Consider the following 24,420-nt stretch of genomic DNA (forward strand, 5'->3'; position numbering starts at 1 on the left):
CAATAGCAATCCCATGATGCATAAGTTCCAACGCATGGTTCTGGCGCTCGTCGCCGTATGTTTCCTGCAGGCCTGTAAATCGGATCTCTATACCAATCTTGATCAGCGTGAGGCCAATCAGATTGTGGCCACGCTGTTGACGCATGGGATTTCCGCAACCCGCAAGTCGCAGAAGGATGGGAAACTGACCGTCGTCGTCGATGAGGACCAGTTTGCCGAAGCGGTGACGCTGCTCGCCGAAAATGGTCTGCCAAAGGCCGAGTTCGCCACCATAGGCAGCGTGTTTAAAAAGGAAGGTCTTGTCGCCTCGCCGGTTCAGGAACGGGCGCAGATGATCTATGCCCTGAGTGAAGAGCTGTCCCGCACGGTTTCGGAAATTGACGGGGTTCTTTCCGCTCGTGTTCATGTCGTTTTGGCTGATAATGATCCGCTCAATCGTTTTGCGGCACCAGCATCGGCATCTGTTTTCATCCGGCATGAGCCGTCGCTCAATATCAATGCATTGATCCCCCAGATCAAAACGCTTGTGGCAAATGGCATTGCCGGCCTCAGTTACGAAAAAGTCTCGGTCATCCCGGTCGCGGCGCCGCAAAAGACACGCGAAGTTCCGCCTGCACTTGAGGTTCGGGAATATATGGGTCTGTGGTTGACGAAAGACAGCGAAAGCCGTGTGTTCTGGATTGCTGCGGCCATTGGGGCGCTTGTTCTGGCTCTGCTGGGCGCGATCGGATTTCTTCTCTGGCAGCGCCGGGTACCGGTAACCTACGCCCTTGAACCTGCCGATATTGTCAGAAATGGAAAGACACAATGACAGTGTCTAAGCCCGGCAGTCAGGAAACCGCGCCCGTTTGGGACACCTATTTCAACCATACAGTCAGATTTATTCATCCCAGCCGCTTGCTGGAATGTTTTGACGGTATCCTCTTGCCTGAAGGCATTGAGTTTCTGCGCAGCGCGCAACGTATCGGTCACAATACGCAGCGCCTGATCCGCGAGCATTTTGGATTGCCTGCCTTACCTGTTGAACTCACCATGGAAGGACCGGACCTGCAGCTATTGCTGATGCCCATCGAGGACGTCAAAGGCTATGAGCTGCGCTTCGGCGCGATGTTTCTGGCAAACTCACTCGCCCAGATCATTCAGTCGGCAGCGGTTCACAGATTACGGGAGACTTTGGGACAAGAGGTTTACAGCCTTGCACTCGCAAATCGGCATCTGGCAATTTCGGGGGACGTCATAACCGATCCAGACGCCTTGCTCGCTGCCATGCGGCGAGATGGCCAAGCCTGTCTCTCTACCTGGCGTGAAAGCATGCCTGCATCCATCAATGAATGGTTCCGCCTGAAATATCCCTCCGATGAAGAGATACAACCGGCACATCGTGGCGATGCCGGGAAGCGCGCGCTCGCTATAGTGCGGCATCCATCGAACTCGGTCACCGATAAGGCGGCCGCATGATGGATTCACCCAGAACCCCAGTGGCTCGGATTGTATCAGCGCGCGACACGGCACTGTGGACTGACGCGCAGGAAATGCTTGAAGCAGCGCGAAAGGAAGCGGCTGCAATCCGCAGCGCGGCACAGGCTGCCTTCGATGAAAGCAAGGCAGAAGGTTACCGGCAGGGCCTGCATCAGGGTGAACTGGATGCTGCAATCCTCGTGGCCGAGACTACAACCAAAGTCGACCGTGATCTTGAAGCACTGCAGGAACAGGTTATCGATCTCAGCCTGTCCGTGGTTGAGCAGTTGATTGGCGAGATCGACAATCCGGCTGTTATTGCCAAGCTTGCAAGCAATGCCATTGAGCTTCTGCGCTACGAACGCTCCCTCACCATCTATGTCGCGCCTGAACTTGAGAAGGACGTGGGAAGAATTCTGCATGAGATATCGACCGGTCTTGAAAAAGGCTTGCCTGTCAGAATTACCGGCGATCCCCGGCTGGACAATAAAAGCTGCCTGATTGTCTCTCCAAGTGCCGTGGTTAATGCCGGTCTCGATGCGCAATTGTCCATCATTCGTCAGGCTTTGATCGCAGCACGCGACGAAGCCGAATTCGGAGCGGTCTGACATTCATGCAAAGTGATCTCAGCCGACTCATGAACCGCTTTCAGAAGGCAGCGATCAGTGCGCATCCGCTGCAGGTTCACGGACGCGTGCGCCGGATAACGGGTGTCATCATCCATGCGTCATTGCCAATGGTACGGATTGGCGAATTATGCGAGATACGTGATCCCGTATCCGGTCGAACCATTCCCGCCGAGGTCATCGGTTTCGATAATGATGAGGCCGTTCTCAGTCCCATTGGCGATATGGCGGGCATGTCCACGCGTGCCGAAGTCATCCCTACCGGTAGCATCATGCAGGTGCCTGTCGGACCCGGCCTGTTGGGCTGTGTGGTCAATGCGCTTGGCGAGATCGTCAGCGACAACAGCCACGACCCCGAAGCAGATACAGACATTCTAGCGCTCTATCCAACCCTCGCTGAGCCGGTGAATGCTCTGCATCGGGATCTGGTTCGCGATCCGCTGCAACTCGGAATACGGGCGATAGACGGACTTCTGACGGTCGCACGCGGTCAACGCATCGGTATTTTTGGCGCACCGGGTGCCGGAAAATCGTCCCTGATCTCAAGCATCGTCAGGGGGACAAAGGCTGATGTCGTGGTCATCGCACTGATTGGCGAACGTGGTCGGGAAGTGCGTGAATTTATCGACGTCCAGTTGGGTGTTGAAGGCAGAAAACGCGCGGTGACTGTCGTTGCCACATCCGACCGGCCCGCAATTGAGCGCGTCAAGGCTGCGCATTGCGCTACCGCCATTGCTGAATATTTTCGCGATGAAGGCAAGGACGTGCTGCTGCTCATGGACAGCGTTACACGTTTTGCCCGTGCACAGCGCGAAATCGGGCTTGCCGCGGGCGAACCGGGCACGAGACGCGCCTATCCTCCATCACTGTTCGCCGCCCTTCCCCGCCTGCTGGAACGTTCAGGGCCTGGCGTTGGCGGATCGATCACCGGACTTTATACGGTGCTGACCGAGGGCGATGAGACACTCGACCCGGTTGCGGAAGAGGTGAAAGCCATTCTCGATGGCCACATATCATTGAGCAGCCAACTGGCTGAGAAAAACCATTTTCCTGCAATCGATATTTTGCGCAGCCGCAGCCGATTGATGGACGCTGTCGCTGGTGAAACGCACAAGGCCAGCGCTACAGCAATTCGTGAAATGATGGCCCGCTACGAAGAAGTTGAACTGCTGCTTCGCGTCAATGAATATAAGGCAGGATCAGACCCGGTCACGGATAAGGCCGTTGAGAAACATCAGGCCATTACAAATTTCCTGCGGCAGGAAAGCCATGAGCATTCAACGTTCAATGACACCTTGGACAGGATGTGGGAGCTTGCAAATTGAAAAACCGGCAAAGATTTGAAAAACTTGTCCGGTTGCGAAAAATGCGCCTGCAGATCGCCATCAATGCTCTGTCCGTCCAACAGAGACATGTCAACGACGCTGAATCACTGAAGCTCAAGGCTCATAACAATATGCTCGAACTCGCAGCAGAGTTGAATGCGCGCGATGATGAAAACAGGCGCAATATGACAGGTAATACGGTCAGTCAGGCGACGCTTGAACGATATCACCAGGACATTCAGGACATAGACCGCCAACTTGCCGCGAGCGCCAATGCCCATTCACGGGCAAGCGCCTATCTCGATCAAATGCGGGTCGACCTTGAAAAAAGGTCAGCGGAATATCTTGCCCGGCAGAAATCGCTCGAACAATTGGAGGCGGCATTTCAGCAGGAGATGAGCGCGGAGGCGCTTTTACGGGCAGAAATGGAAGATGAGGATCGCGACGATTTCCACAGCTCTCCTCTCAACGCAGGGCGGGCCTGATCATGCCGCGCAGCAAAAGAAACACAGCACAACAGCCCGATCTGACGGTTGAGCACCAGCCGTTTCCGGCTGTTTCGCCCGCAGCGTTGCTCGCACACAACGCACTTTATCGGCGCCGTCAGCCGCTAATGACTGAAGTGCGTGGCAGACCACTATCCGTCGGGCTATCGGGCCGACCCTGGGTGACGAGTGACACGGCGCGCAGCTTTATCGTTTCCGCAGGAATCTGGAATTTTCAACTGGATTTGCCCGGAAGCTTTGTCGAACAGTTGATGGGTGGACTGTGCAAACCGGGCTCGTTCCATGGGCTGTCGAGCCTTCAGCAGGCGATTCTGATCGAAGCAGTTCTTGAGGACCTGCTTTCTCCGTTTGAAGCCGCCGTGTTGAAGCCAATCCAGTTCGTTGCGGATGCAAATCTGCATGCGGCGGACATCAAGCTTGATCTTAATGTCGCATTTTCTTCGTTCGAAGGAATTGTACGGCTTGGAGTGAATTCAGAGGCAAGCAAACTCATCAGCAGGGCCTGGGATGGAGTCTCCCCGCACGCGCCACTCGATTTGAACGACCTGCCGGTTCCCATCCAGTTGTTGGCAGGTGCCCAGACCTTGAGTGTTGCAGAAATCTCCGCCCTGCAGCCGGGCGATACAATCATGAGCGAGGGCGGCCCACCGGGGGAGCTATATGCACTTTGTGCAGGCCAGCTTCAGGCCCGCTGCATCCAATCGGAACAAGGGGCCATGCTGAACAGTGGCTGGAGCACGACCACAATCTCGCGGCCAGATGACAATGAAATTTTCGTTGAAAGGGGAACGGCAATGGACGAAGGGGCAATCGATAATCTTTCTGTTCGCGTCATATTCGAACTCGCGCGCACTGATATGTCGCTGCGCGAGGTGAAGGAGCTTGCCGAAGGCAGCATTGTGCCCGTAGCAGCGATCAGCGAGGGCGCGGTCTCAATCCTCGCCAATGGCAGCAAGATCGGCCGGGGCGACATTGTACGGCTGGGTGAAGGTCTCGGCGTTCGCATCTTGCAGCTCGGCGCAAATGACTGACCTTCAGGGCAATATCCTACCAATTCTGCTGCTCGTTACATCGATTGGATTCATTCCTCTCGCCATTGTGACAATGACCGGTTTTCTTAAAATCTCCATTGTCCTTTTTCTCGTGCGCAACGCGCTGGGCATCCAGCAATCGCCACCCAATCTGGTGCTGTATGGCATTGCGCTTATTCTGACCGTCTATGTCACGGCGCCGCTGGTGGGAAATATTTACCGGGCAGCGGAAACGCAATCGATCGATCTCAGCAATGTTGAGGGCATAACCCGCGCCGCCAACGTTGTGCGCGGCCCGCTGCAGGAACATCTCGCGCGTTATTCCACAGACAGCGAGCGACAGTTCTTCCTGCAATCCACGGAAGGCATCTGGTCGGAGGAAGCACGGGCGAACGTAAAGCCTGACGATCTGGTCGTTCTTGTACCCTCATTTGTAAGCTCGGAATTGTCCCGCGCGTTCCAGATCGGGTTCCTGCTTTACATCCCCTTTCTGGTCATCGACCTCATCGTGTCAAATGTTCTCATGGCAATGGGTATGATGATGGTGTCCCCCACCCTGATCTCCATCCCGCTCAAGATATTCCTTTTCGTTTCCGTCGATGGCTGGTCGCGGCTCATGCACGGACTCATTCTCAGTTACAGGTGAAAATATGCAGACTGCCTTTCTCGCACAGATGCAAACTGCGCTGCTCACCGTTCTCATGGTTTCAGCGCCGGCATTGATCGTGGCTATCGTCATTGGCATCAGCGTTGGCTTGCTTCAGGCATTGACGCAAATTCAGGATCAGACGCTGCCGCAAACGGTTAAACTCGTGGCGGTCATGCTGGTTCTGATCTTGGCTGGTCCAGCGCTCGGGGTGCAGGTCACGTCCCTGGCCAGCCGCGTGCTTGATGAGTTCCCCGCCATGACGCGTTGAGTGCGCTGATGGAACAGCAGATGATCACGCTGCCATTGTTCGAAGCTGGCTACGCCATACTTCTGGCGACGTCGATTGCGATGGCGCGCGGTTTTGGCCTCATGACTATTTCACCCATATTTGTACGGCTAGGCATCACAGGGCCAATACGATCCGGTGTTGCGCTAGCCATTTGCGTGCCGGTTATTCCTGAGGTGATGCGGACTCTCGCCAGCCGGCCCCCAATGACCATCCCGTGGTTGGGCGCGATGATGCTCAAGGAATTCGTCATCGGTTTTGCCATCGGCTTCCTGTTCAGCATTCCGTTCTGGGCGGCAGAAATTGCCGGTGATCTCATCGATTTGCAACGCGGGTCCACCGCCGCTCAGCTTCTCGACCCGCAGGCGGTAACAGAAACCAGTATCACCGGAACATTCTTTGCTCTTGCTGTGATTGTTCTGTTCTTTTCATCGGGTGGTTTTCTGGTCCTGCTGGACAGTTTCTATAATAGTTACCGGATATGGCCGGTGACCGACTTCGTGCCTGTTCTCACAGGGGCGACCTTGCCGCTTTTTATCGGAACCGTGAATGGCATGATGCAGATGGCGCTCGTTCAGATTGGGCCCATCGTCCTCGCCCTACTGATCGCGGATCTGATGTTGGCCTTTCTCTCGCGCATGGCACCGCAGCTTCATGTTTTCGATCTGTCAATGGCAGTCAAGAACCTGATATTTGCGCTGCTGATCGCACTATACGCCGTTTTTCTCATCCCGCAGATGCAAACCGAACTTGGCCGGCTACGTCAAAACGTCGACACTTTTTTTGAGATCAAGCCTGAGAACACGCGATAGATGCAGAAGCTCTACCGGGCGTTTTGTTGATCAGCCGAGTTCTTGACGACGAAGGGCCTGAAAAACGAGACCGGCGGTGCAGGTACCACAGCGCGTTTTTCGAAGATGCGGCAAACGGTTGTGGCTTTGGCAATCGGACGGCCGTCATCACTTGTTATGGTTACATCCACAACAGCCTGAGTGCCCGTGCGATGCACTATGGTCGCGTTAGCATCAAGATAGCGGCTATCACCCAGCGATAGAAACGTGATGTTCAGCTGTGTTGTCGCGCAACCGGCGATAGAAAGATTCCCTGCCCCCAATACCGCCGCCGCCGATCCGGCAACTTCGATCAAAGCAGCAATTGCACCGCTATGAACATTGTTTGGTATTTGGGTTACATCTCCCTGAACCGGGAGTCTCATCTTTACCGTATCACCATGAGCAGAAAGGAACATGATTCCAAGACTGCGTGCAAAAGGTGTCCTCAATAGAATTTCGTCTATCCATTCTCGGGCAAGTGACCGCATTTGGCTGGGATCCTGTTTCAGGGTGACTGCAACGAGGAATGCCACCTAATTCGTAGGGTGGCACCCTTTGGGGAGGGGCAACATGACATCGCAGTTGCCGTTTGGCGATTACCTGCGAGGTTATGTGTGAGATACATTTTTCAAGAGAACAAAAATTCCAGACAAACTCTCCAAAACGATTTGGCCATTAGACGATAGTGTTGCTCCACGTCTAGGTCAAAACAATTTCTCTTAACATTTGTGAGACATCTTTGAACGTATTCAACCATAAAACTGTCATGAAATGATACACGTTCAATTTTTTTGAATATGAAAGATTGCTGTTGCAGCCGTGCAAATGCTGCATGCGCTCTCGAATCACAATTATTATGGAATACACATATACGCCTTCAGCATGTGCATAGGCGTTAAAAGATATAGATATGACACTGGAATAACAGAACAACCGGGTTCAGTGTGCGTTTGAACCCGGTCGAAACTTGGATGCTTTACTAAGCAAACGTCTGCTCAAATTATATCAGGCAGCCTTGATCTGGCTCGAACTCCAGAAATAGGAATACTTCTTGTCGACCTTGCTGCGTTCGATTTCATTACGGCCAAACATCGTCGACAGTGCTGCACCAACCTGATTGATGCTGTGTGGATAGCCATGATCGTTCAATGCTTTAACGATTTCGCCGATGCCATGCGGCTTATCAAAGAAACCGTCTTCACGAAGCTTTTTAACACGTTCGCGGCAAGAGCCGCCTGAGGCCATAGTCGATCTTACGCGCTTTCGGGCTCCGGCTGTGCCGACAGACTTTGCAGAGGCAACCGCCCGCAGATTTTCCTGCAATCCTGCCTCGCCGTCAGCATGACCGTCTTCGCCGAATTTTGATCGCTCCAAAATAGGCATAAGCTTGTCGAGATAGGTTCTGACGAACTCATCTTCCCCTTCAAGCTCGATTGTGAGTGATTGTGTGTTAATTAGTACTTTCGCGTTCGACATTTCGATATACCAGCTACCCCAAGTGTTTGAGATTAACATAAAACATATTAGTTAATAAGCCAATGCTTCCGGTGCATGGGACCGTTCACAAAAAGTCATATCTCTCAAACGATGGGGAAAATAAGGCGTTTCATCGGTTGCACCACCTTCGATCCAGAACAGCGTTGTGAGCAATGGCATCTGAATGACTAATCGCAGGGGACATCATTATGAACTTGGGCGATAAACTGAGGCGACTACGCGTCACCAGCAATGTTACACAATTGGAATTGGCACTGCGTCTGGGAATTTCACAGCGACATGTGAGCTTTATAGAAAGGGACCGCTCCCGGCCGAGCCAGGCTCTATTGACCAAATGGTTGACCGAACTCAATGCGCCGGTTTCTGTAACAAACGCGATGCTGCTCTTAGCCGGATATACCGCGCTGCACTATACACAGGTAATGAAATCGCCTTCCTTGAGAGGCATGCGCGGTGCAATCGAAGCGCATAGTCCAATGCCTGCGCATATATTCTGTCCAGAATGGCACATCATGGAAATCAATCATGGCGGGAAGTGGTTATGTAGCGAACTGATGCCTGACTATATGAACCGCTTGGGCGGGGCTGCAGCGCACATTGACATGATCGATTGCCTGACTGCCGATGACGGCCTGCTGTCACAATTGCTGGACCCGGTCTGTGTGGCTCTGGCCTTCCTGAACCAGCTTCGCGTGGAGGAATGGGTGACACCGGATTTACGCCCTCGGATCGATCGTTTTGAAAAAAGCCTATGGAAGCGATTCAACATCTCGACCCAATCCCGTGTGAGCGAAGCGGTGGATACGCATCTCGTATTGCGCTTCAACAGCCGGTTTGGTCCTTTGTCGTTCTTCACAATACAGACCGTCCCCGGTTTGCCTCAGGATGTCACAATATCATCCCCGCGGGCCGAATTGTGGTTTGCCGATGACCAGAAAACCCGTGAGATTATCTATGCAAACTGCCCGCCAGTTCCTGATAACAAGGTTCAAGCAGGATAAATCTGCTTGAACCTGTAAATTGCGGAAATATCCGATCAGGCAGAGAGCGGTATATCCATCCTTCTGGCATCCACGTCCAGCAGCGTCACCATATCCGCGGCCGAATTGCGCATGTTCTCCCAGGCAAACACCGAACTGCTCGGTCCGGCCGCTTCGTACTGGGCTCGCTCCTTCGTACCGGCATAGGCTGGATCGAGCATCACCTTTGCGCGCTGCAGGTGAAAACTCAGTTCGTCCTCAACACTGCCCGTTCCTGTTGGCATATTGAAGTTGATTGGCTTCAGTCCTGCGCGTGCCGTCGGGGTAATCACAGGCGCCGTTGAAGGCGGGATTATTGTTGTCGGCCGTGGGGGCAAGGGGCTTTTGATCGCGGGGCCGGGAGCCAGTGGCTGCTTATCGCTGAATACCCAAGTCGACAATTCAATCAACTTGTCCAGATTGGATTTATCGTTGCTCTTGTCCTTGCTCTCGGCAAAGAAGGAGTCAATCAATATATAAAATGGTACCGCCACACTGGTTGCAATCCCGAAAAAACGCATCCCTTCATTGACGCGGCCGGGCAAGGTCGGCATCCATTTTGGCGGCCGCTGGGCAGCATACCATGCGAGTCCTCCGATAGCCTGCGCACCGTACAAGGCAGATTTCAAACCACCCTCTGGCATTGATGCGGCGACACCACCAAGCAATGCAAAACCGGGCAGACTGAATTTCCAGGCGGTTTCATCGCTCGCCTTGTTCATATCGTCTTTTTTCTGGTCCAGCTGCTTTATATTTTCCTGCTTTTCAGGCGTCATTGGACTTTTGTCCATCTTGATATCCGCGGCGTTCTGCACAGCTTTCAGATAGGCCGTCTGGATCAGGACAGCCGGAAGTGCGCGCAAAACGTTACCCGTATCCTGAGCAAGCCATTGCGCAATATTCATATGGCTTGAATGTGAGCTTAGCATGATTGCCGCAAGCGCATTGGCCGGGGCAGCCAAGGCGCCAGCTTTCAAGGCAAAGCCCAAATGCGTTTCGGGAGACATGGAACTGCCGACAAGCTTTTCGGCCCTCTTCCAGTCGATTGTGCCCTTGAACTCACCCTGTTCATGCTCGAACTTGTCGAGGAGATAACCATGAAGATCATCATAGGCTTTGCGGGCATCTTCAGTGCGCGAATACCGATCATAGGCAGGGCCGAACTTATCCGGGTTCAAAGCCCCTAAATCTTCTATTCGCTGCTGTGCTGTTGCGACATCATTTGGATCAACACTCTTGTCAACCTTGTAGTTGACCCGCTTGTTCATGGCATTGAGGGTCTTCTCTTCTGAGACGCTGGGATGTTTCAATTTGTCGGTATCAATTTTGGGTAGAATCGGCTGGTCCGCTTTTGAGACGCCATTGCGCGCGTCGCGATATGCCTTCCCCAACGAAGCTACCTCCTTGAGGGTTGCAATAAGGAATTCTTTTTGTTCTGCCGATGGTTTTGCAGCACCCTTTGTTCCAGCGCGTGCCAACAGCTGCTCGGCTCTCTCGACTGCGCGTTTCTCGTTTCCAACCATGGCATACCCGAAGGCACGCTGGACGCCATGATTGTTTGACCACCAGGCATATTTTGAAACATTGGAGCGAACAGAGAGAAAAACAGCCGAGTAAGGCCCGCCAAGCGTGTTGGACACCTCAGATATCCCCAATGAACGTTTGAGCGCTTCAGCACCGATGTTCGCGCCAGCAACGCCTCCCTTGATCCAACCCGTTCTTAGTTTCGGAGGACTGCGCTCGCTCATCACATCAAGAAGTTCATGCCTCTTCTCGTTTGCGCCGCGCCGCCTCTGGGCATAAAGCAAAGCCGAAAGATGTTCGTCCGTCTCCAATTTATCCGGATTAACAGCCTTTGCCTGCTTTCTGCGTAGCGCTTGCAAATCCTCCGGGCTTAACAGAGCGATCTCTTCATCAGACAGCTTCTTAATTTCCTTGGGCTTGGTCGTCAGCGTAATGACTGGTTTGGAAGGTCCATCTGGCGCAGCAACATTTGTCACGCCCACAGGCGTGCTTTCGCTGCTTGCCACGGCGGTCTGCACCGTTTGTCTGGGCCCTGATGTACTTGGATTGCGTCGCTTTCTGGCGGTTTCGAGCGCTGCCAGCTGCTCGTCACTCAGGCTCTGTCGGGCCGCCTTTCTGACACTCTCGGCTTGCACAGGAGTGAAATTTTCGAACTCTCTCGGCTCAAGCCGCGCAAGTTGACCCGGCAGCATCGAGCCGATCTGCTCGGGCGTAGTGTTTGCTGTGATCTCAGGCTTGTTATAGGTGATTGGACCAATACCTTTGTTTGGATCGGTTCCCGCATGCAGGGGATTTGCCAATCCAGGGATATCAAAAGGCTCGGGACGTGGTCCAGCATTGGGGTCTTTGCCCAGATGCCGTTGATAATCGCTCCATAGCTCGCCCCAGTCCTTTTCGCGTCCGGCAGCAGACAAGTTGCGTGGTTGCTTTGACTGCGCAAAATCAACGAAATCTTTTACATTGTTGACCACTTGAGCATCATCAAAGCTCTGGGAATTGAATTTATTGGTCTTGAGTTCCGGAAGCACTGGTTGGATGAATGCCGGGTTCGAGGCACCGCCCTCCTCCGACGCGCCTTTGTTTGGCCGCGTCATCAACAATCCGCGTATGCCGAACCCCGTTCCAACGGCACCTGTGGCAACGCCGGCAATTGTATTGAAAAGATCAAGCCCCTTAAGGTTGCCCGAAGCAATATCATGCACTGATACACCCACCATCGGAACGCCGATACTAAGCGATGACCAGTCCAGTCCTCTTGCGGTGCGATTGAGTTTACCGCCATTGCTCATATATTCGGCGGCTTTCAGAGCCATTGGTGAATCCACCTTGAGGGCGCCGATACTGCCTCTGGCCGCCTGCAATGCCGACATGTCATCAACCGCGCGGAACATGCCGAGTGTGCGCAATCCGCCGGCTGCCATGGGAATGAACGAGCTTGCCACCGATCCCATGTTCATCCAGGATTCCGAGTCACCCCATTCGCCGCCATGCTGGAGGTGGTTGACCTGCCGTGCAATCGCCCGGCCGCCGAGATAGGCACCGCCGGTCATGGCAATGGGTGCAGCAACCGGCGCAAACGGTGGAATGAAGGATGCAACTGTTGCAACCGTAGTGATCGTCCCAACCACTGGATCGATAATTTTTTCCGCAACAGTGAAATTCCGTGCGCTGACAACTTCGAGCGGAATAGTTGAATCAGGGCCTTTTCGCATGTCGAGACTGCGCGGCACCACGAGGCGTCCGCCCTCGCCAAATTGGGTATTGTTGTCCTGAAAATCTTTCAGATTCTCAAAGCGCTTGCCTGTTACGTCGACATAATAAACCTTGCCGCCGCCTTCTTTTACCGCAACAAGCGCCGTCTGCTGGGAACCCTGATCCTCGCTGACATGGAACATCGGAACGATTTTGTACTGGACGTTGTCACCGGCAATGTCATGAATTTCCCCGGTGATTTTTCCAAGAGTTTCGGCGTCTTGACTTGCATTCAGGCCCAACGCCTTCGCAACCGTGGTGTCAAGCTCGTTTCCGGTTTTTATGGATTTGAAATCATTGGTGTAACCAGCTTTGTTAAGGTCATTGAATTTGAGCTGATATTCGCCGAGAGCCTCATCCTGGTGCTTTTCAAGATAGGCATATTCCATATTCTTGGCATAATCGTCGGAGCCTTCATCGACCATGAGTTTGATCGGTTGCGTCAAGGCAAAGTTCAAGCGATTGCGTGCGACATTGGCCTCGTCGCGGGCGCGTTCGGCTGACTGCTTCTGGTTCGTAGCGGTGTCCAGTGCAAGCTGCGCATTAGCCACCTCCGGATGCACCCACATCCATTGCCCATCCATCTGGATGCGAACCGACTCGCCATTCGCCGGAGCATTTTCCGTACCTTTGCCGAGCGGCGTGGTGTAACCGGCATTGACCACATTGGACCCATTGGTCTTGTTGCCAGCCGGTGCGTCTGGTGTACCTGGACCATATTTCGTGATGGCGTCGTCACGGGCTTTTTTCAGTTCCGGAATGGTTTTTTCCAGATCCTTGATCTGAAGACCGAGATCATTGATCTGGAGCTTTTTGATTTGGTCGCCACCCGTAATAACCGCACTTTGAGCGCTCCTGAGACCACCCAGACCGCATTGTCCCTCTGGGCCATCGACAAGCGATTGCCACTGTTTGTTCAGCTCGCGGTCCTTGACTTCCCCGCGTACATTCTTGTCACTGCGGGCGAATGTAAGCTGGATGCGTTTCGTACCACCATGCTCATAGGTTGTCTCGACATAAAGCTGATTGTTTTTTGCGTCCTCGACAACTTTCTGATCCGTTATCTTGCCGAGATAATCGCCACCATAGGTGCTGTTCTCTATGCTCCAGTCATAACGATCGGGATTCTTCCGGCGGTCTTCCGCTATGATCTGCTGCTTTATTCCCTGGCCTTTTACCTGTAGATCGGCTGCGGTCTTGTTGGCATTATGATAGTTTTCATAGATGCCTGCGGCATCCACATTTTTTCCCGCCTTGTCCTGTTGGGACAGTGCCTGATCAAGCAGTTGCTTGGCTTCAGTATTTTCCTTCGTGCCCGGCTTTGTGGCAGCGAAATTTTCCTGTCTCATGCCAACCAGATAATCAGCAAAGGCTTTGTCACCATTGGCCGTATGTGTATTAGCCTTGGCAAACAGGTCATTCACTTCGGCATTTTTGGCGTTCCACTCGATCGTTGCCGTTTCAGGATCGTAATGAGATGATGAGGACGTCGCTACGGTAGCGTCTTTTCTTACCGGCGGTGGCAATTGTCCCTGCTTGGTAATTGCCTCGCCCGTAAGCCGCTCGGCTTCGGCATATTCCTTCGCGGTCGTGCTTGATGTCGTTACCTGCTTGTCGGTGGCGGCAAGCTGTTGCCGCGCTTCATCAAGAGTGCCTGTGCCCTCCGGCCTGACCCAGCTCAATTTGTGCGGGGCCAGAGATTTGTCGAGAATCTTCGCCGCCCCATTCATCGCTGACTTATAAGCCGGATCAAGGGCATAGATATTCAACTGATCGTCGGCCTGCTTGATCTTTGCCGAGGTCTCGATCAGCTTGGCGCCAGCCGTGTTTTCCGCAGCCATAGCCTTGGCAACCTCAGGATCAACCCAAAGTTCGCCAACCTGAACCCAGGGCTTGCCAGATGGAGCCAAGGGCTGTGCAGGGGTCGTTGACTGCCCTGCTCCGTACTTGTCAATCGCCGCTTTCGTATCTTTTGCCCTGGCTTGGGCCGCCGCATCAAGCTCCTGATAGTTCTGCCCCAGCAGCATGGCATCAATGCTGGTTTTGACAACCGCACCCTCTTTCGCTTTTGCCGGATCAGTGCTGTTTGGATTGACGTCAAACAAGGTTTTGGCGAGCGACGCTTCGGGCGTTTTGGGTTTTATGGCAATCTGAATGCCATCGGCCTCCCGCACAAGGGTCGCGGTACCATCTGGCGCTGTGGTCAGCGTATAGCCGTTGAACGAAAGCTTTTCAGTCTTGCGGGTTTCATTGCCAACCTTCTCGGTCGTGGTTTCCTTGACCCGCTTTTCCTTATCGACAACAGTCTCGGTAACCTTGCCGGTTTTGGGATCTTCGACGCGGGTGGTGGTTTCCCCCTTTTTCTGGTCGTTGACCGTGCGACTGCTCGTGCCATCGCCATACTGGCTCTGCGTTACTTCTCTGCCATCGGCATCTGTAATTTTCGATGTGGTGCCACCATGCTGGAAATCTTCATAATGCGTGGCGACAACCTTGCTGGTTGCCTTATCGATGATCTCCGTCGTTTTGACATCACCATTATTGCTGGTTGGATCGGTGGTCTTGATCTGCAGGCCAGCCGTCTCCAGCCCTGATGTCACGTCCGCAGTCTTCAATTTGCGTTCCGCAGCAATCTGCTCGATCGTTTTTCCGCCCTTCACATCAGCTGCCAGCAATTTGGGATCAACGGGAGGCGGAACATCCTTTTTCGTTGCCACCACATTTTTGAAATTGGTTTCTGCAGGATCAGCAATGGGTTCGATTTTCGGAATGACGAGAACAACGCCCGGTTCAATTACCTGATCGACGCGCAACTTATTGGCCTTGGCGATAGCCTGCCCGCCATCCGTATGCCCCAGTGCCTTGGCAATCACCTGCGGCGTTTGCCCCTTACTGGCAGTATAAGTGGGTTTTGCGGCAGCTGCCGCGGCGGCAATCGCATTCTGCCGCAGGATTTCAATGTCACGAAAGAACTTTGCAAACGAAATACCGTCGGGACCAAACATGAAATCACCTTTGTCTCAGGCAAAGCCCAGTTGCTCTGCTTTGCGGCCATCGAAACGCCGGCCCAGGATACTCATCACAACTCATACAACATGTGATAAATTATTGTGAGTATTTTGTGAAAAAATCCAGCAGGTTTTTGATTACAAAACTTACAACTTCCACATTATGGAGAGCCTCTCACAAAAGCTGCCTGCCCACGCTCAACCCGTGAAATTCTTGCCAAACAACCTCTGTGCATACCATTGCAGGTGATCCGGAACGGGTTCACCGTCAAAACTTGTGCCCTGCTCCGAATAGGTCTGCACGCATCCATTCGCGGTTTCTCTGAATGAAATCGTTACCGTACTGAGATAGATGAGCCTGTGACGGCGCTTTATTGTGAGCACATATGTGATGCGCTGCCCCTCGGCGATTTCTTCGTAACGCATTTTTGCACGGTACCATTTGCCATCAGGGGTGCCGAAGCCGAAGACCGTTTCGCTATCTATACGAAAGTCAAAGCTGACATAGGAAAACAGATTTCCGGCTCGGTCCCGCCTCAGATGCAGATCAACAGGACGGGACCATTCGCCGAACGCCGCCTGTGCCGAGATGCCCAGACGTCTCTCAAAAACAGCTGTCCCACGCTTTATCGCCCGCACCGGCGCTTCCTCCGGATTCTCAAGATCAATGCCTGGTCTGGAACTGGCCATCTCAAACAAGATGCAACTTCGCAGGATCAAGAGTGATGTTGATCTCGGTTCTGTCAGGATGCCGGATTGATGACGTGTACTCGACATAGAACAGGCGTCCGATGGGCGTTTCGATGCTGTACAACACACGGTCCCCCAGAAAAGCTGCTGAAGTGATCATGCTCGGCATGCCTTCATCAGCGTTGGTTGAAAATGAGATCGCAGCCGGACGAATGACCAATGTTGCTTGGCCTTCCGATACATTGCTCCCCGGCACCGTAAACCTGTACTCACCGATCTTGGCGACCCTATCCCCGTTCGCAACCGTGCTGGCGATACAGGAAATCAAATTGGCTTCACCGATGAAACTGGCAATGAACGCCGATTGGGGGCTGTGATAAAGGTCTGCCGGGGAACCTGCCTGCGCAATCTTGCCCTGCTCCATGACGATGATGCGGTCAGACACCGCCATCGCTTCTTCCTGATCATGCGTCACGTAAACCGTTGTGACGCCAATCCTTTGCTGCAGTGTGCGGATTTCCTCGCGCACATATCGTCTCAGCTTTGCATCCAGATTGGACAATGGCTCATCAAGCAGCAAAACCTCAGGTTCGAGCACGATAGCACGGGCAAGGGCGACGCGTTGTTGCTGTCCCCCGGACAATTCACTCGGAAGACGGCTCCCAAAACCTGCAAGTCCGACAGTTGAAAGCGCATCCTCGGCTTTTTCCCTTGCCAATGGTGTTTTCAGCCCGCCCATGCGTAAGCCGTAGGCTACATTGTCCAGCACAGTTAGATGCGGAAACAATGCATAGGACTGGAACACCATGGAGACGTTGCGGTATGTTGCTGGAAGCCTCGAAACATCCGTTCCGCCGATGGCTATCGTTCCCGTGCTTGGCAATTCCAGCCCGGCAATCATGCGCAAGGTTGTTGTTTTGCCGCAACCGCTCGGACCAAGCAGCGTCACCAGTTCTCCGCGATCAATCTCAAGATCGAGCCCATTGACGGCCTGTACCGTGCCGTATTTTTTGACGACATTCCTGAAGACAATGCTGCCGCGCGCATCATTCAGATTGATGCTGGTCTGTTCGGAGGCTTGCCAATTTGTGTCCAATTTCATTTTCTATCCTCGTTCCGTTCAATCAGGCGACAACAGGACGGGACAGTTGCTGTCCGATCCTGTCTTCCCGGCGTAAACGCCGTTTTCCGAATGCGACTTGAAGAACTGTGACCACCACCAGCATGACCATGATGAGCACTGTGGAATAGGCAATTGCCAAGCCATAGCTGCCGTTCTCAACCAGCCCAATGATGTAGGCCGTTGCCATGTTGTGATCCGCACCCACCAGAAAGATCACCGCACTGACCGAGGTGATTGCGCGGATGAAGCTATAGGCAATGGCGGAGACGATCGCCGGACGCATTAAGGGTAACACCACATGCCGCAAGGTCTTGAAGCTGTTCGCACCCAGCGTCAGCGATGCCTCATCCAGACTGTTGTCGAGCTGCTTCATGGCGGCAACACCGCCACGAACGCCAACAGGCATATTGCGGAATATGAAGCACAGAACCAATATCGTGCCGGTGCCCGTCAGCTCTATCGGTGCGTTGTTGAACGCCAGAATATAGCTGACGCCGACCACTGTTCCGGGAACGGCAAAACTGAGCATTGTCAGGAATTCAAATGTGCTTCGTCCGGCAAATTTCTGCCTTACCAGAAGCCACGCTGTGAGGAGACCAAGACCAGCCGTCAACGGAGCGGCGATGGCGGAAATACTGATGGTTGTCCAGAACGAATCCCAGGCCGCACCCTTCCACCAGATACCCCCATCGGACCAGCTGACTTCAAACGCCTCTTTATAGTGAGCCAGTGTGAGGGTGTGATCCTGCCCCCAGAGCTTGACCACGCTGCCATAGAAAACCATGACATAGATGAGGGTCGTGAAGAGCATCCATGGCAGCGTCAGACCATAGACAATGACCTTATGCCCGCGCGACAACATGCTGTTTGCGCCATTATCGGCCTTGCCTGTAATGGTCGTGAAATCAGTACGCCCGAGCCATCTTTTCTGGACTATGAAGACAGTCAATGTGAGTGCCAGAAGGATGAGTGACAAAACGGCCGCGCGCATCATATTGGCTTGAGCGCCGACAATGGCGAAGTAAATCTCCGTCGACAGCACGTTATCGCCCCCGCCAAGCACCACGGGATTGCCGAAATCTGCCAAACTTTCGATAAATGCCAATAGAAATGCATTGGCTATTCCCGGCTTCATCAGTGGTAGAGATACAGTGCGCAATGTTGCTGACAGATCGGCACGCAATGTCTGCGATGCTTCCTCGAGCGAGGGACTGATACCCTGCACAACGCCTGTCAGCACAAGAAATGCGATTGGCGTGAAGGCCAGTGTCTGGCCAAGCCAGATGCCCCACAGGCCATACAGCCAGCGGCTCGCTTCAAGCCCCAGAAGGTTGGAAATCGTATCGGTGACAAAGCCGGCGCGACCAAACAGCAGAATCAGGGCAAGGCCAATCACGAATGGCGGCGTGATGATCGGTAGAACAGCCAGCGCACGCAAAAGCGGTTTTCCGGGAAAGCGCGTGCGGCTCATCAGGAGCGCAAAGGCCAGGCCAAGAATGGTCGTGCTTGTTGCTGTGAGAAGTCCCAGAATGATCGAATTCACGGCGACGCCGCACCTTGATCTTCCGACAAGGCAACCAATGCTCCAGATATCACCACCGGTTGCAATATTCAGAGCGCCAAGCACATTGAATATGCCCTGCTTGTTGACAAATGCCTGAACCAAAATCTGCGCAATCGGATAGAATACAAACAGCAGGATCAGCGCGCATACAAAGGCAATCGACGAGACGACAAATGCATCACGATTTCCCTTGCCGAGGCGGGACCAGAGATTGGTTCCCGACAGGAAGAGCACTGTAAGGATAATCGTCGAGCCGTATCCGAATGAACGCATCGGGCCAGCGCCTGCCATGGCGTGAATGATAATCGCACACAACGCAAAGATCGTTGCAGCCATAGAAAACATGGATAGGCGGCGCGACAGCTGGGGTGTTGACCCCACGGCAACAAGCAACAGGAGCGCAATTGCCGGAATTGCCATTGCCCCATCGGAGAACAGGAACAGGCGAAGCAATCCCGATGCTCCTGCTTCCGACAGAAGACCACCGGCCTCGATCCAGTCCAGTTCGAATATACCGTAGTCAACGCCGTACCAAGGGAGCAGGCAATAGGCCGCCAGACCCAACATTGCGATGAGTTGAAGTGAGCGATTCATGATGTCTGTCTTGAAATCGGAGCCTCACCGCAGTGAGGATCACAGTTGTCAATGATGCCGGGTGATTAGCCTATTGCGAGTCTGCGGCCTTGATCTCGGTGGCAAAGCGCGAGAGTAATCGATTGCGTGTGTCTGACGCGCCGTAAATGGCAAAATCATAGTCAATCAGCTTCAGGGACGAGATGTCAGGCGCACCATCGGGAACCTCGGATTTGGCATTGGAGGGCACCTGATTTTGACCCGATTTCTTTCCTGTCGCCTGCCCTTCCGGACTTAAAGCATAATCAACAAAGGCTTTTGCGCTTTCGAGATTTCGCGCGCCTTTGACGATGCTGACGCCACCGATTTCATAGCCGGTTCCCTCGCATGGAGCGACAATCTCCAGCGGAAAACCCGCCTGTTTCAAGGTCACTGCATCATGCATGAAGGCAATGCCAATCAGGGTTTCGCCGCGTGATGCCGCTTTGACAGGTGCCGATCCAGATTTTGTGTAGCTATTGATATTGGCATCAAGTGCCTTGAAATATTTGAAGCTTTCGTCCTCACCGAAAAGCTGCACCAAAGTCGCAAGTGCTGTGTAGGCCGTGCCTGAAGAAGCAGGATTGGCGATCTGGATTTCACCGCGATAGGCCGCGTTCGTCAAATCCTTCCAGCAGCTTGGCGCCGGCAATCCCTTCTTCTTCAGGATATCCGCATTATACGCAAAACCAAGTGCGCCCGCGTAAATGCCTGAAGCGCGTCCCTTGGATATCTCTTCGAAATTGTTGGCCCAGCCCAGGAGATCAGCCTTGTTTGGCGAGACATATTTTTCCAGCAGATCCTCTTCAGCCGCCTGCAGCTGTAAATCTCCAGTGCCGCCCCACCAAACATCGACCTTGGGATTGTCTTTTTCCGCGCGGAGCTGAGCCAATATCTCGCCAGTGCTTTTTCTGACCATCGCAACCCGGATACCGGACTTTTCTTCAAAACTCGTCTTCATTTCAGCGCACCAGCGTTCATCCGCGCCGCATAGCACACTCAACCGTTCGGCTGACAGCGCACTACCCGTGGCCACAAAAAAGATCGCGGCTGTGAAAAGAAGCTTTTTCATCTTAGTCCTCCCCGAAAATCCGCAAACGTCAAAGCGTTCACATGTTCTCACATAAGAGAGTAATGAGGGCATCCGCAATCTTCATTTCATTGCCTGCATGACATCCCGGGAGGTATTTCCTTTCAATTATTACAATACTTAGTCACATACCGTTGTCATTGGCTTGCTGACAAAGCTCATTATTCATATTAGAACACAGACTGTGATTATGACTCAGGAGGGAGGACCTGTTTTGAATATTTCACCGGTTCGAATTCTGATTGTCGAAGACGATCCTGATATGTCCGAGGTCATCGCTGATCTGGTGGAATCGGAAGGCTGGGAGGCCATCCGCGTCTTCTCTGCAGAGGAAGCGCTCGAAAGGATCGACGACACGTCAATCTCCCTGCTTCTGGTGGATCATAACCTGCCCGGCATTTCAGGCCGTTCGCTGGCACAACGGTTTCGCCGTGACACCGACAAAGGCATTATCATGGTGACCGCAGCGGGCAGCTCGGTTGACCGCGTGCTGGGGCTGGAAACAGCCGCTGACGATTATGTGGTAAAACCATTTGAGCCGATTGAGCTGGCTGCACGTATTAAAGCAGTTCTGCGGCGGTCCACAATGACGAGCCGCATTTCGGACCAACCGGAAAGAAATGAAAATGCCAAAGCCATTAAAATTGGCGACTGGCTGATCGATCTTGACGCGCGTCTGGCCTACTCCACCAGCAATCCTGTTGCGACGCTCACAAACTCTGAATTTTCTCTGCTGGAAATTCTGGCGGCAAAACCTGGGGTGCCTATTGATCGCGTTGAAATCCTGCATCGTCTTGGCTCTGATGGGCGGCTCTATATCGACCGCAACATCGACGTCCTGGTCTTGCGGCTAAGACGCAAGATTGAGCGCAATCCATCCATGCCAAAGCACATCAAAACCAATCGCGGAAAAGGCTATATGCTCGTTCTTGATGCGCCAGAGCAGGCTGCACCGTGACGGCGGACAGGTTCCTCAATTCCATTGCTTTCCGCATTCCCCTCGCCATCGGCTTCATCTGTACACTTGTGCTCCTTCTGTCTCTCATGGCAGTGAAAAGCCTGACGGATGCCAAGACCCAAATGACGTCCTATGGCGTGCAGACCTATGCGGATCTTGCGGTGGCTTCCAACATTTCACGGCAGGCATCGGCCCTTCTTTCCTCAGCGCCCTTTATACTCAACACGACATCACCGTACCGGCTCTCTGACGAAAGCCTGTCCATTGCCGAACAGATCGATTCCCTTAGCGGATATATCGCCCGCAACGGTGCAGAATCCGGAGCAAGCCCTACACCGGGTACAAGTGAACTGGTCGATGCACTGCGATTGGTTCGTGAAACCACCCTGAAGCTTGCTGCAGCCGCAGAAGAGGCGCAGCTCTACAAGGACAAGATTGCCCGCAGCGTCGAAACAATTCGCCACTTCGAGGGTAAAGGCCCTGAGCCAGACCTGCAATTGAGGCAATTCGCGCTGAATGCGGCTTCAGCCGATAGTCTGTTCAGCCTCGGCGAAATGCGCCGGTCCTATCTTCGCCGTTCCGCGTCGATGCAGACGGCTGCCACCGGTGGACAGCAATTATCATCGGTTCAATACAGCATCTACGACCAAATCTTTCAAATGCGCGAGATCTATCTGCGCCGTTTCATCGAGGTGCGCAGCATATTGAGCGAAATGCGCAAGGCATCACAGAAGCTCACAGCCGGGCTTGAACAGCAGAGCCAATTGCTCCGCAGTGATTTTAACGCCGGCATTGCGGCAGTGTCCAACAATCTGGACAGTATACGAACCTTTGTTCTCGCAACGGTACTGCTTGTGATCATACTTTGTGTTGTTACTGTTTATTATTCCATCAGCCGGGTTTCAGCGGGGATAGCCCGGATTTCCGATGCGCTGAACCGATTGGCCAGAGGCGAAAGAGATGTCCGCCTTCCTCTTGTCGGCACGAATGAGACGGAGTTGCAGGATCTTATCCGGGCATTTAATGCCTTTAAAAGCAGCGTCGAGCGTTTCAATCACCTGCATATCAGAGCCACGCGGGCTGCTCGGACCATACGCTGGACATTTCGCAGTATGAATGAGGGTATCGCCCTGTTTGATGCAAATGGAAAAGCTATGGCCATGAACCGGCGCATCGTCGAATTTGCTGGCGCCGGAGCAACGGTTCGCACCTGGAGCCTGCAACAACTGGCTTCAGCGTTCACGATACCCGCCAATGCTGATCCTTCGGACAATAATAGCGCTGCCAGCGTAACGCGGATCAGCAAGAACAACAGGATTCTTGAAGTTTCACGCACGGACCAGCCGGGTGATCGCTCTATCCTTGTTGTACGCGATATTACCGAACAGGAAACGCAGGAGCGGGAAATTCAAAGGGCCAAGCGGCTCGATGGTATGGTGCGCTTTAGCCATCAGCTCAGCCACGAACTTGGCAACATGATCGGTATTGTGGTCGGCAGCGTGGGTATGCTGGAAAAGATGGGGACACTTTCGAATGCCGAGATGCGCAATGTTGCACGCATCAGGAAAGCCTCTGAACGGGGCAAGGAACTCGTTGAAGGAATGCTCTCCTTTGCCAGTAAGCAGCACAATAGCCCTGTCCGCTGCGATCTGCGCAAAACCCTGCGCGGCATTGAAGATGTTTTGCACGTCATCGTGGGATCAAACATCAAGCTGACAATTTCCGTGCCCGAAAACTTGCCGGAGGTATCGCTTGATCCTGCCCTGTTTGAGCAGGCAGTCGTCAATATCTGCCGTAACTCGGCGGCAGCCATGCCTGAGGGCGGTGACATCAGGATAACACTCGAACGGATCGCGGATCGCGTCCGCGTCATTGTTGTTGATACGGGTAACGGCATCCCGCCAGAACTCGTCGACCGCGTGTTCGAACCCTATTTCACCACGCGAAGATCATCAGGCGGGACGGGCCTTGGACTGGCGATCGTCTATGGTTTTGTACGCCAGGCGGGCGGCGAAATAACGCTGACGTCAAAAGTCGATATCGGAACCACGATCACCATGTCATTTCTCGAAGCAACTGAGTAGGGGCGAAGAACACTCTACCGTTTCCATCATCGATCTTTGGCATGTTGTCTCCTGTTGAGATTGTAACGGGCGTCAGCCCAAGAGAAGTCCCGGCTTTTGGGAGAGATGGCCTGAAAAGCGACACGATAAAAGCGAGAATCTCTGAAATCGAACTCTCATACCCAGAACAAGAGAATGGAGACTCTGCATGTTCACTCGAATAGTCTTGGCCGCGATGGCATTGGGCGCTTTTTCGTCAGGCCCTGTTCTGGCTGACGGCTTCAGCGATACGCTGGCAAATTGCCAAAACGATGCCCTCGGTTTTGACACACGCATCGCCAGCTGTACCCAAGCCGTCGATACCTCGTTGGATAAGCAAAAGCCGACTGCCTATGCTGCCAGGGGCATGACCTATGGACAGGCAGGCAAGCTCGATCAAGCCATCAATGATCTCGGCATTGCCGTCTCGCTCGATCCAAAGCTCACGCTGGGATGGTATAATCTTGGCTACGCCTTCCTCCAGCAAAATGCCCCCATTCCGGCGGTTGGCATGTTCGACAAAGCTATTGCGCTTGACGGCAGCAACCCCGACTTCTTTTACTATCGGGGGCTCGCCTATCAGGGTTCAAAGCAGCCAGATGAGGCCATTGAGGATTTCACCCGCACAATCGAACTTAAACCGGCACAGAACGCCGAGGCGTATCAGCACCGCGCCGAGTGCCACAGACAATTGGGGCACCACACCGAAGCAGCAGCCGACGAGCAGGAGGTCCAGCGTCAAAGCAAGGCTGCCAACTGAACAGATG

The 24,420-nt window shown here is 53.4% G+C and carries 20 protein-coding genes; 13 read left to right on the forward strand and 7 right to left on the reverse strand.

Going from position 1 to position 24,420, the window contains the following annotated elements:
- Nucleotides 1–13 precede the first annotated feature (13 nt).
- From sctJ to sctT, 9 genes are read left to right on the forward strand one after another with little or no spacing between them, the layout of a single operon-like run.
- A complete protein-coding gene (gene sctJ / locus BLU05_RS17010; RefSeq protein WP_091883130.1) occupies nucleotides 14–811 on the forward strand; it encodes a type III secretion system inner membrane ring lipoprotein SctJ in 798 nt (265 codons plus the stop codon).
- Nucleotides 808–1,458 (forward strand): hypothetical protein, encoded by a 651-nt coding sequence (locus tag BLU05_RS17015; protein ID WP_091882406.1) that lies wholly within the window; start codon nucleotides 808–810, stop codon nucleotides 1,456–1,458. Before sctJ ends, BLU05_RS17015 begins: the two co-directional genes overlap by 4 nt.
- Nucleotides 1,455–2,066 (forward strand): type III secretion system stator protein SctL, encoded by a 612-nt coding sequence (gene sctL, locus BLU05_RS17020; RefSeq protein WP_091882409.1) that lies wholly within the window; start codon nucleotides 1,455–1,457, stop codon nucleotides 2,064–2,066. Before BLU05_RS17015 ends, sctL begins: the two co-directional genes overlap by 4 nt.
- 29 nt (nucleotides 2,067–2,095) lie before the next feature.
- Nucleotides 2,096–3,409, forward strand: a complete 1,314-nt coding sequence (locus tag BLU05_RS17025) for a FliI/YscN family ATPase (RefSeq protein ID WP_244518402.1) — start codon at nucleotides 2,096–2,098, stop codon at nucleotides 3,407–3,409.
- Nucleotides 3,410–3,450: 41 nt separating this feature from the next.
- Complete coding sequence (locus BLU05_RS17030) at nucleotides 3,451–3,894, forward strand: hypothetical protein (RefSeq protein ID WP_091882415.1); 444 nt, start codon at nucleotides 3,451–3,453, stop codon at nucleotides 3,892–3,894.
- A 2-nt stretch (nucleotides 3,895–3,896) separates the two neighbouring features.
- The gene (locus BLU05_RS17035; protein ID WP_091882417.1) at nucleotides 3,897–4,946 is read left to right on the forward strand and encodes a FliM/FliN family flagellar motor switch protein; all 1,050 of its coding nucleotides are present in this window, start codon (nucleotides 3,897–3,899) and stop codon (nucleotides 4,944–4,946) included.
- Nucleotides 4,939–5,592, forward strand: a complete 654-nt coding sequence (gene sctR / locus BLU05_RS17040; RefSeq protein ID WP_091882420.1) for a type III secretion system export apparatus subunit SctR — start codon at nucleotides 4,939–4,941, stop codon at nucleotides 5,590–5,592. The genes BLU05_RS17035 and sctR overlap by 8 nt, the downstream gene beginning before the upstream one ends.
- 4 nt (nucleotides 5,593–5,596) lie before the next feature.
- Complete coding sequence (sctS, locus tag BLU05_RS17045) at nucleotides 5,597–5,863, forward strand: type III secretion system export apparatus subunit SctS (RefSeq protein WP_091882423.1); 267 nt, start codon at nucleotides 5,597–5,599, stop codon at nucleotides 5,861–5,863.
- A gap of 8 nt (nucleotides 5,864–5,871) precedes the next feature.
- The gene (gene sctT, locus BLU05_RS17050; RefSeq protein ID WP_091882426.1) at nucleotides 5,872–6,693 is read left to right on the forward strand and encodes a type III secretion system export apparatus subunit SctT; all 822 of its coding nucleotides are present in this window, start codon (nucleotides 5,872–5,874) and stop codon (nucleotides 6,691–6,693) included.
- 11 nt (nucleotides 6,694–6,704) lie between these two features.
- Here the strand turns inward: sctT and BLU05_RS17055 are convergent, their stop codons facing one another.
- On the reverse strand, nucleotides 6,705–7,202 hold the full coding sequence (locus tag BLU05_RS17055; RefSeq protein ID WP_091882428.1) for a PaaI family thioesterase: 498 nt from the start codon (nucleotides 7,200–7,202) through the stop codon (nucleotides 6,705–6,707).
- Nucleotides 7,203–7,719: 517 nt separating this feature from the next.
- Nucleotides 7,720–8,190 carry a hypothetical protein gene (locus BLU05_RS17060; RefSeq protein ID WP_139210486.1) on the reverse strand — a complete coding sequence of 157 codons (471 nt, stop codon included), beginning with the start codon at nucleotides 8,188–8,190 and terminating at the stop codon, nucleotides 7,720–7,722.
- 209 nt (nucleotides 8,191–8,399) lie between these two features.
- On the opposite strand from BLU05_RS17060, the gene BLU05_RS17065 reads away from it, so the two are divergent.
- On the forward strand, nucleotides 8,400–9,212 hold the full coding sequence (locus BLU05_RS17065; RefSeq protein WP_091882433.1) for a helix-turn-helix domain-containing protein: 813 nt from the start codon (nucleotides 8,400–8,402) through the stop codon (nucleotides 9,210–9,212).
- Between the two features lie 35 nt (nucleotides 9,213–9,247).
- Here the strand turns inward: BLU05_RS17065 and BLU05_RS17070 are convergent, their stop codons facing one another.
- The 5 genes from BLU05_RS17070 to BLU05_RS17090 all read right to left on the reverse strand — a co-directional run bounded on the left by BLU05_RS17070 (nucleotide 9,248) and on the right by BLU05_RS17090 (nucleotide 20,575).
- The gene (locus tag BLU05_RS17070) at nucleotides 9,248–15,511 is read right to left on the reverse strand and encodes a DUF4781 domain-containing protein (RefSeq protein ID WP_091882436.1); all 6,264 of its coding nucleotides are present in this window, start codon (nucleotides 15,509–15,511) and stop codon (nucleotides 9,248–9,250) included.
- Between the two features lie 201 nt (nucleotides 15,512–15,712).
- Nucleotides 15,713–16,204: an SRPBCC domain-containing protein gene (locus BLU05_RS17075; RefSeq protein WP_175540647.1), complete on the reverse strand. Its 492-nt coding sequence runs from the start codon at nucleotides 16,202–16,204 to the stop codon at nucleotides 15,713–15,715.
- A 1-nt stretch (nucleotide 16,205) separates the two neighbouring features.
- Nucleotides 16,206–17,306, reverse strand: a complete 1,101-nt coding sequence (locus BLU05_RS17080; protein WP_091882442.1) for an ABC transporter ATP-binding protein — start codon at nucleotides 17,304–17,306, stop codon at nucleotides 16,206–16,208.
- Between the two features lie 22 nt (nucleotides 17,307–17,328).
- The gene (locus BLU05_RS17085; RefSeq protein WP_091882444.1) at nucleotides 17,329–19,485 is read right to left on the reverse strand and encodes an ABC transporter permease; all 2,157 of its coding nucleotides are present in this window, start codon (nucleotides 19,483–19,485) and stop codon (nucleotides 17,329–17,331) included.
- A gap of 70 nt (nucleotides 19,486–19,555) precedes the next feature.
- Complete coding sequence (locus BLU05_RS17090) at nucleotides 19,556–20,575, reverse strand: ABC transporter substrate-binding protein (RefSeq protein WP_091882447.1); 1,020 nt, start codon at nucleotides 20,573–20,575, stop codon at nucleotides 19,556–19,558.
- Between the two features lie 208 nt (nucleotides 20,576–20,783).
- Between BLU05_RS17090 and BLU05_RS17095 the strand changes: the two genes are divergently transcribed.
- From BLU05_RS17095 to BLU05_RS17105, 3 genes are all read left to right on the forward strand, one after another.
- Nucleotides 20,784–21,551: a response regulator transcription factor gene (locus BLU05_RS17095; protein ID WP_091882450.1), complete on the forward strand. Its 768-nt coding sequence runs from the start codon at nucleotides 20,784–20,786 to the stop codon at nucleotides 21,549–21,551.
- Complete coding sequence (locus tag BLU05_RS17100) at nucleotides 21,548–23,635, forward strand: sensor histidine kinase (protein WP_091882453.1); 2,088 nt, start codon at nucleotides 21,548–21,550, stop codon at nucleotides 23,633–23,635. Before BLU05_RS17095 ends, BLU05_RS17100 begins: the two co-directional genes overlap by 4 nt.
- A gap of 187 nt (nucleotides 23,636–23,822) precedes the next feature.
- Complete coding sequence (locus BLU05_RS17105; RefSeq protein ID WP_091882455.1) at nucleotides 23,823–24,413, forward strand: tetratricopeptide repeat protein; 591 nt, start codon at nucleotides 23,823–23,825, stop codon at nucleotides 24,411–24,413.
- Nucleotides 24,414–24,420 lie beyond the last annotated feature (7 nt).

Source organism: Phyllobacterium sp. OV277 (genome assembly GCF_900104355.1).
Taxonomy (GTDB): domain Bacteria; phylum Pseudomonadota; class Alphaproteobacteria; order Rhizobiales; family Rhizobiaceae; genus Phyllobacterium.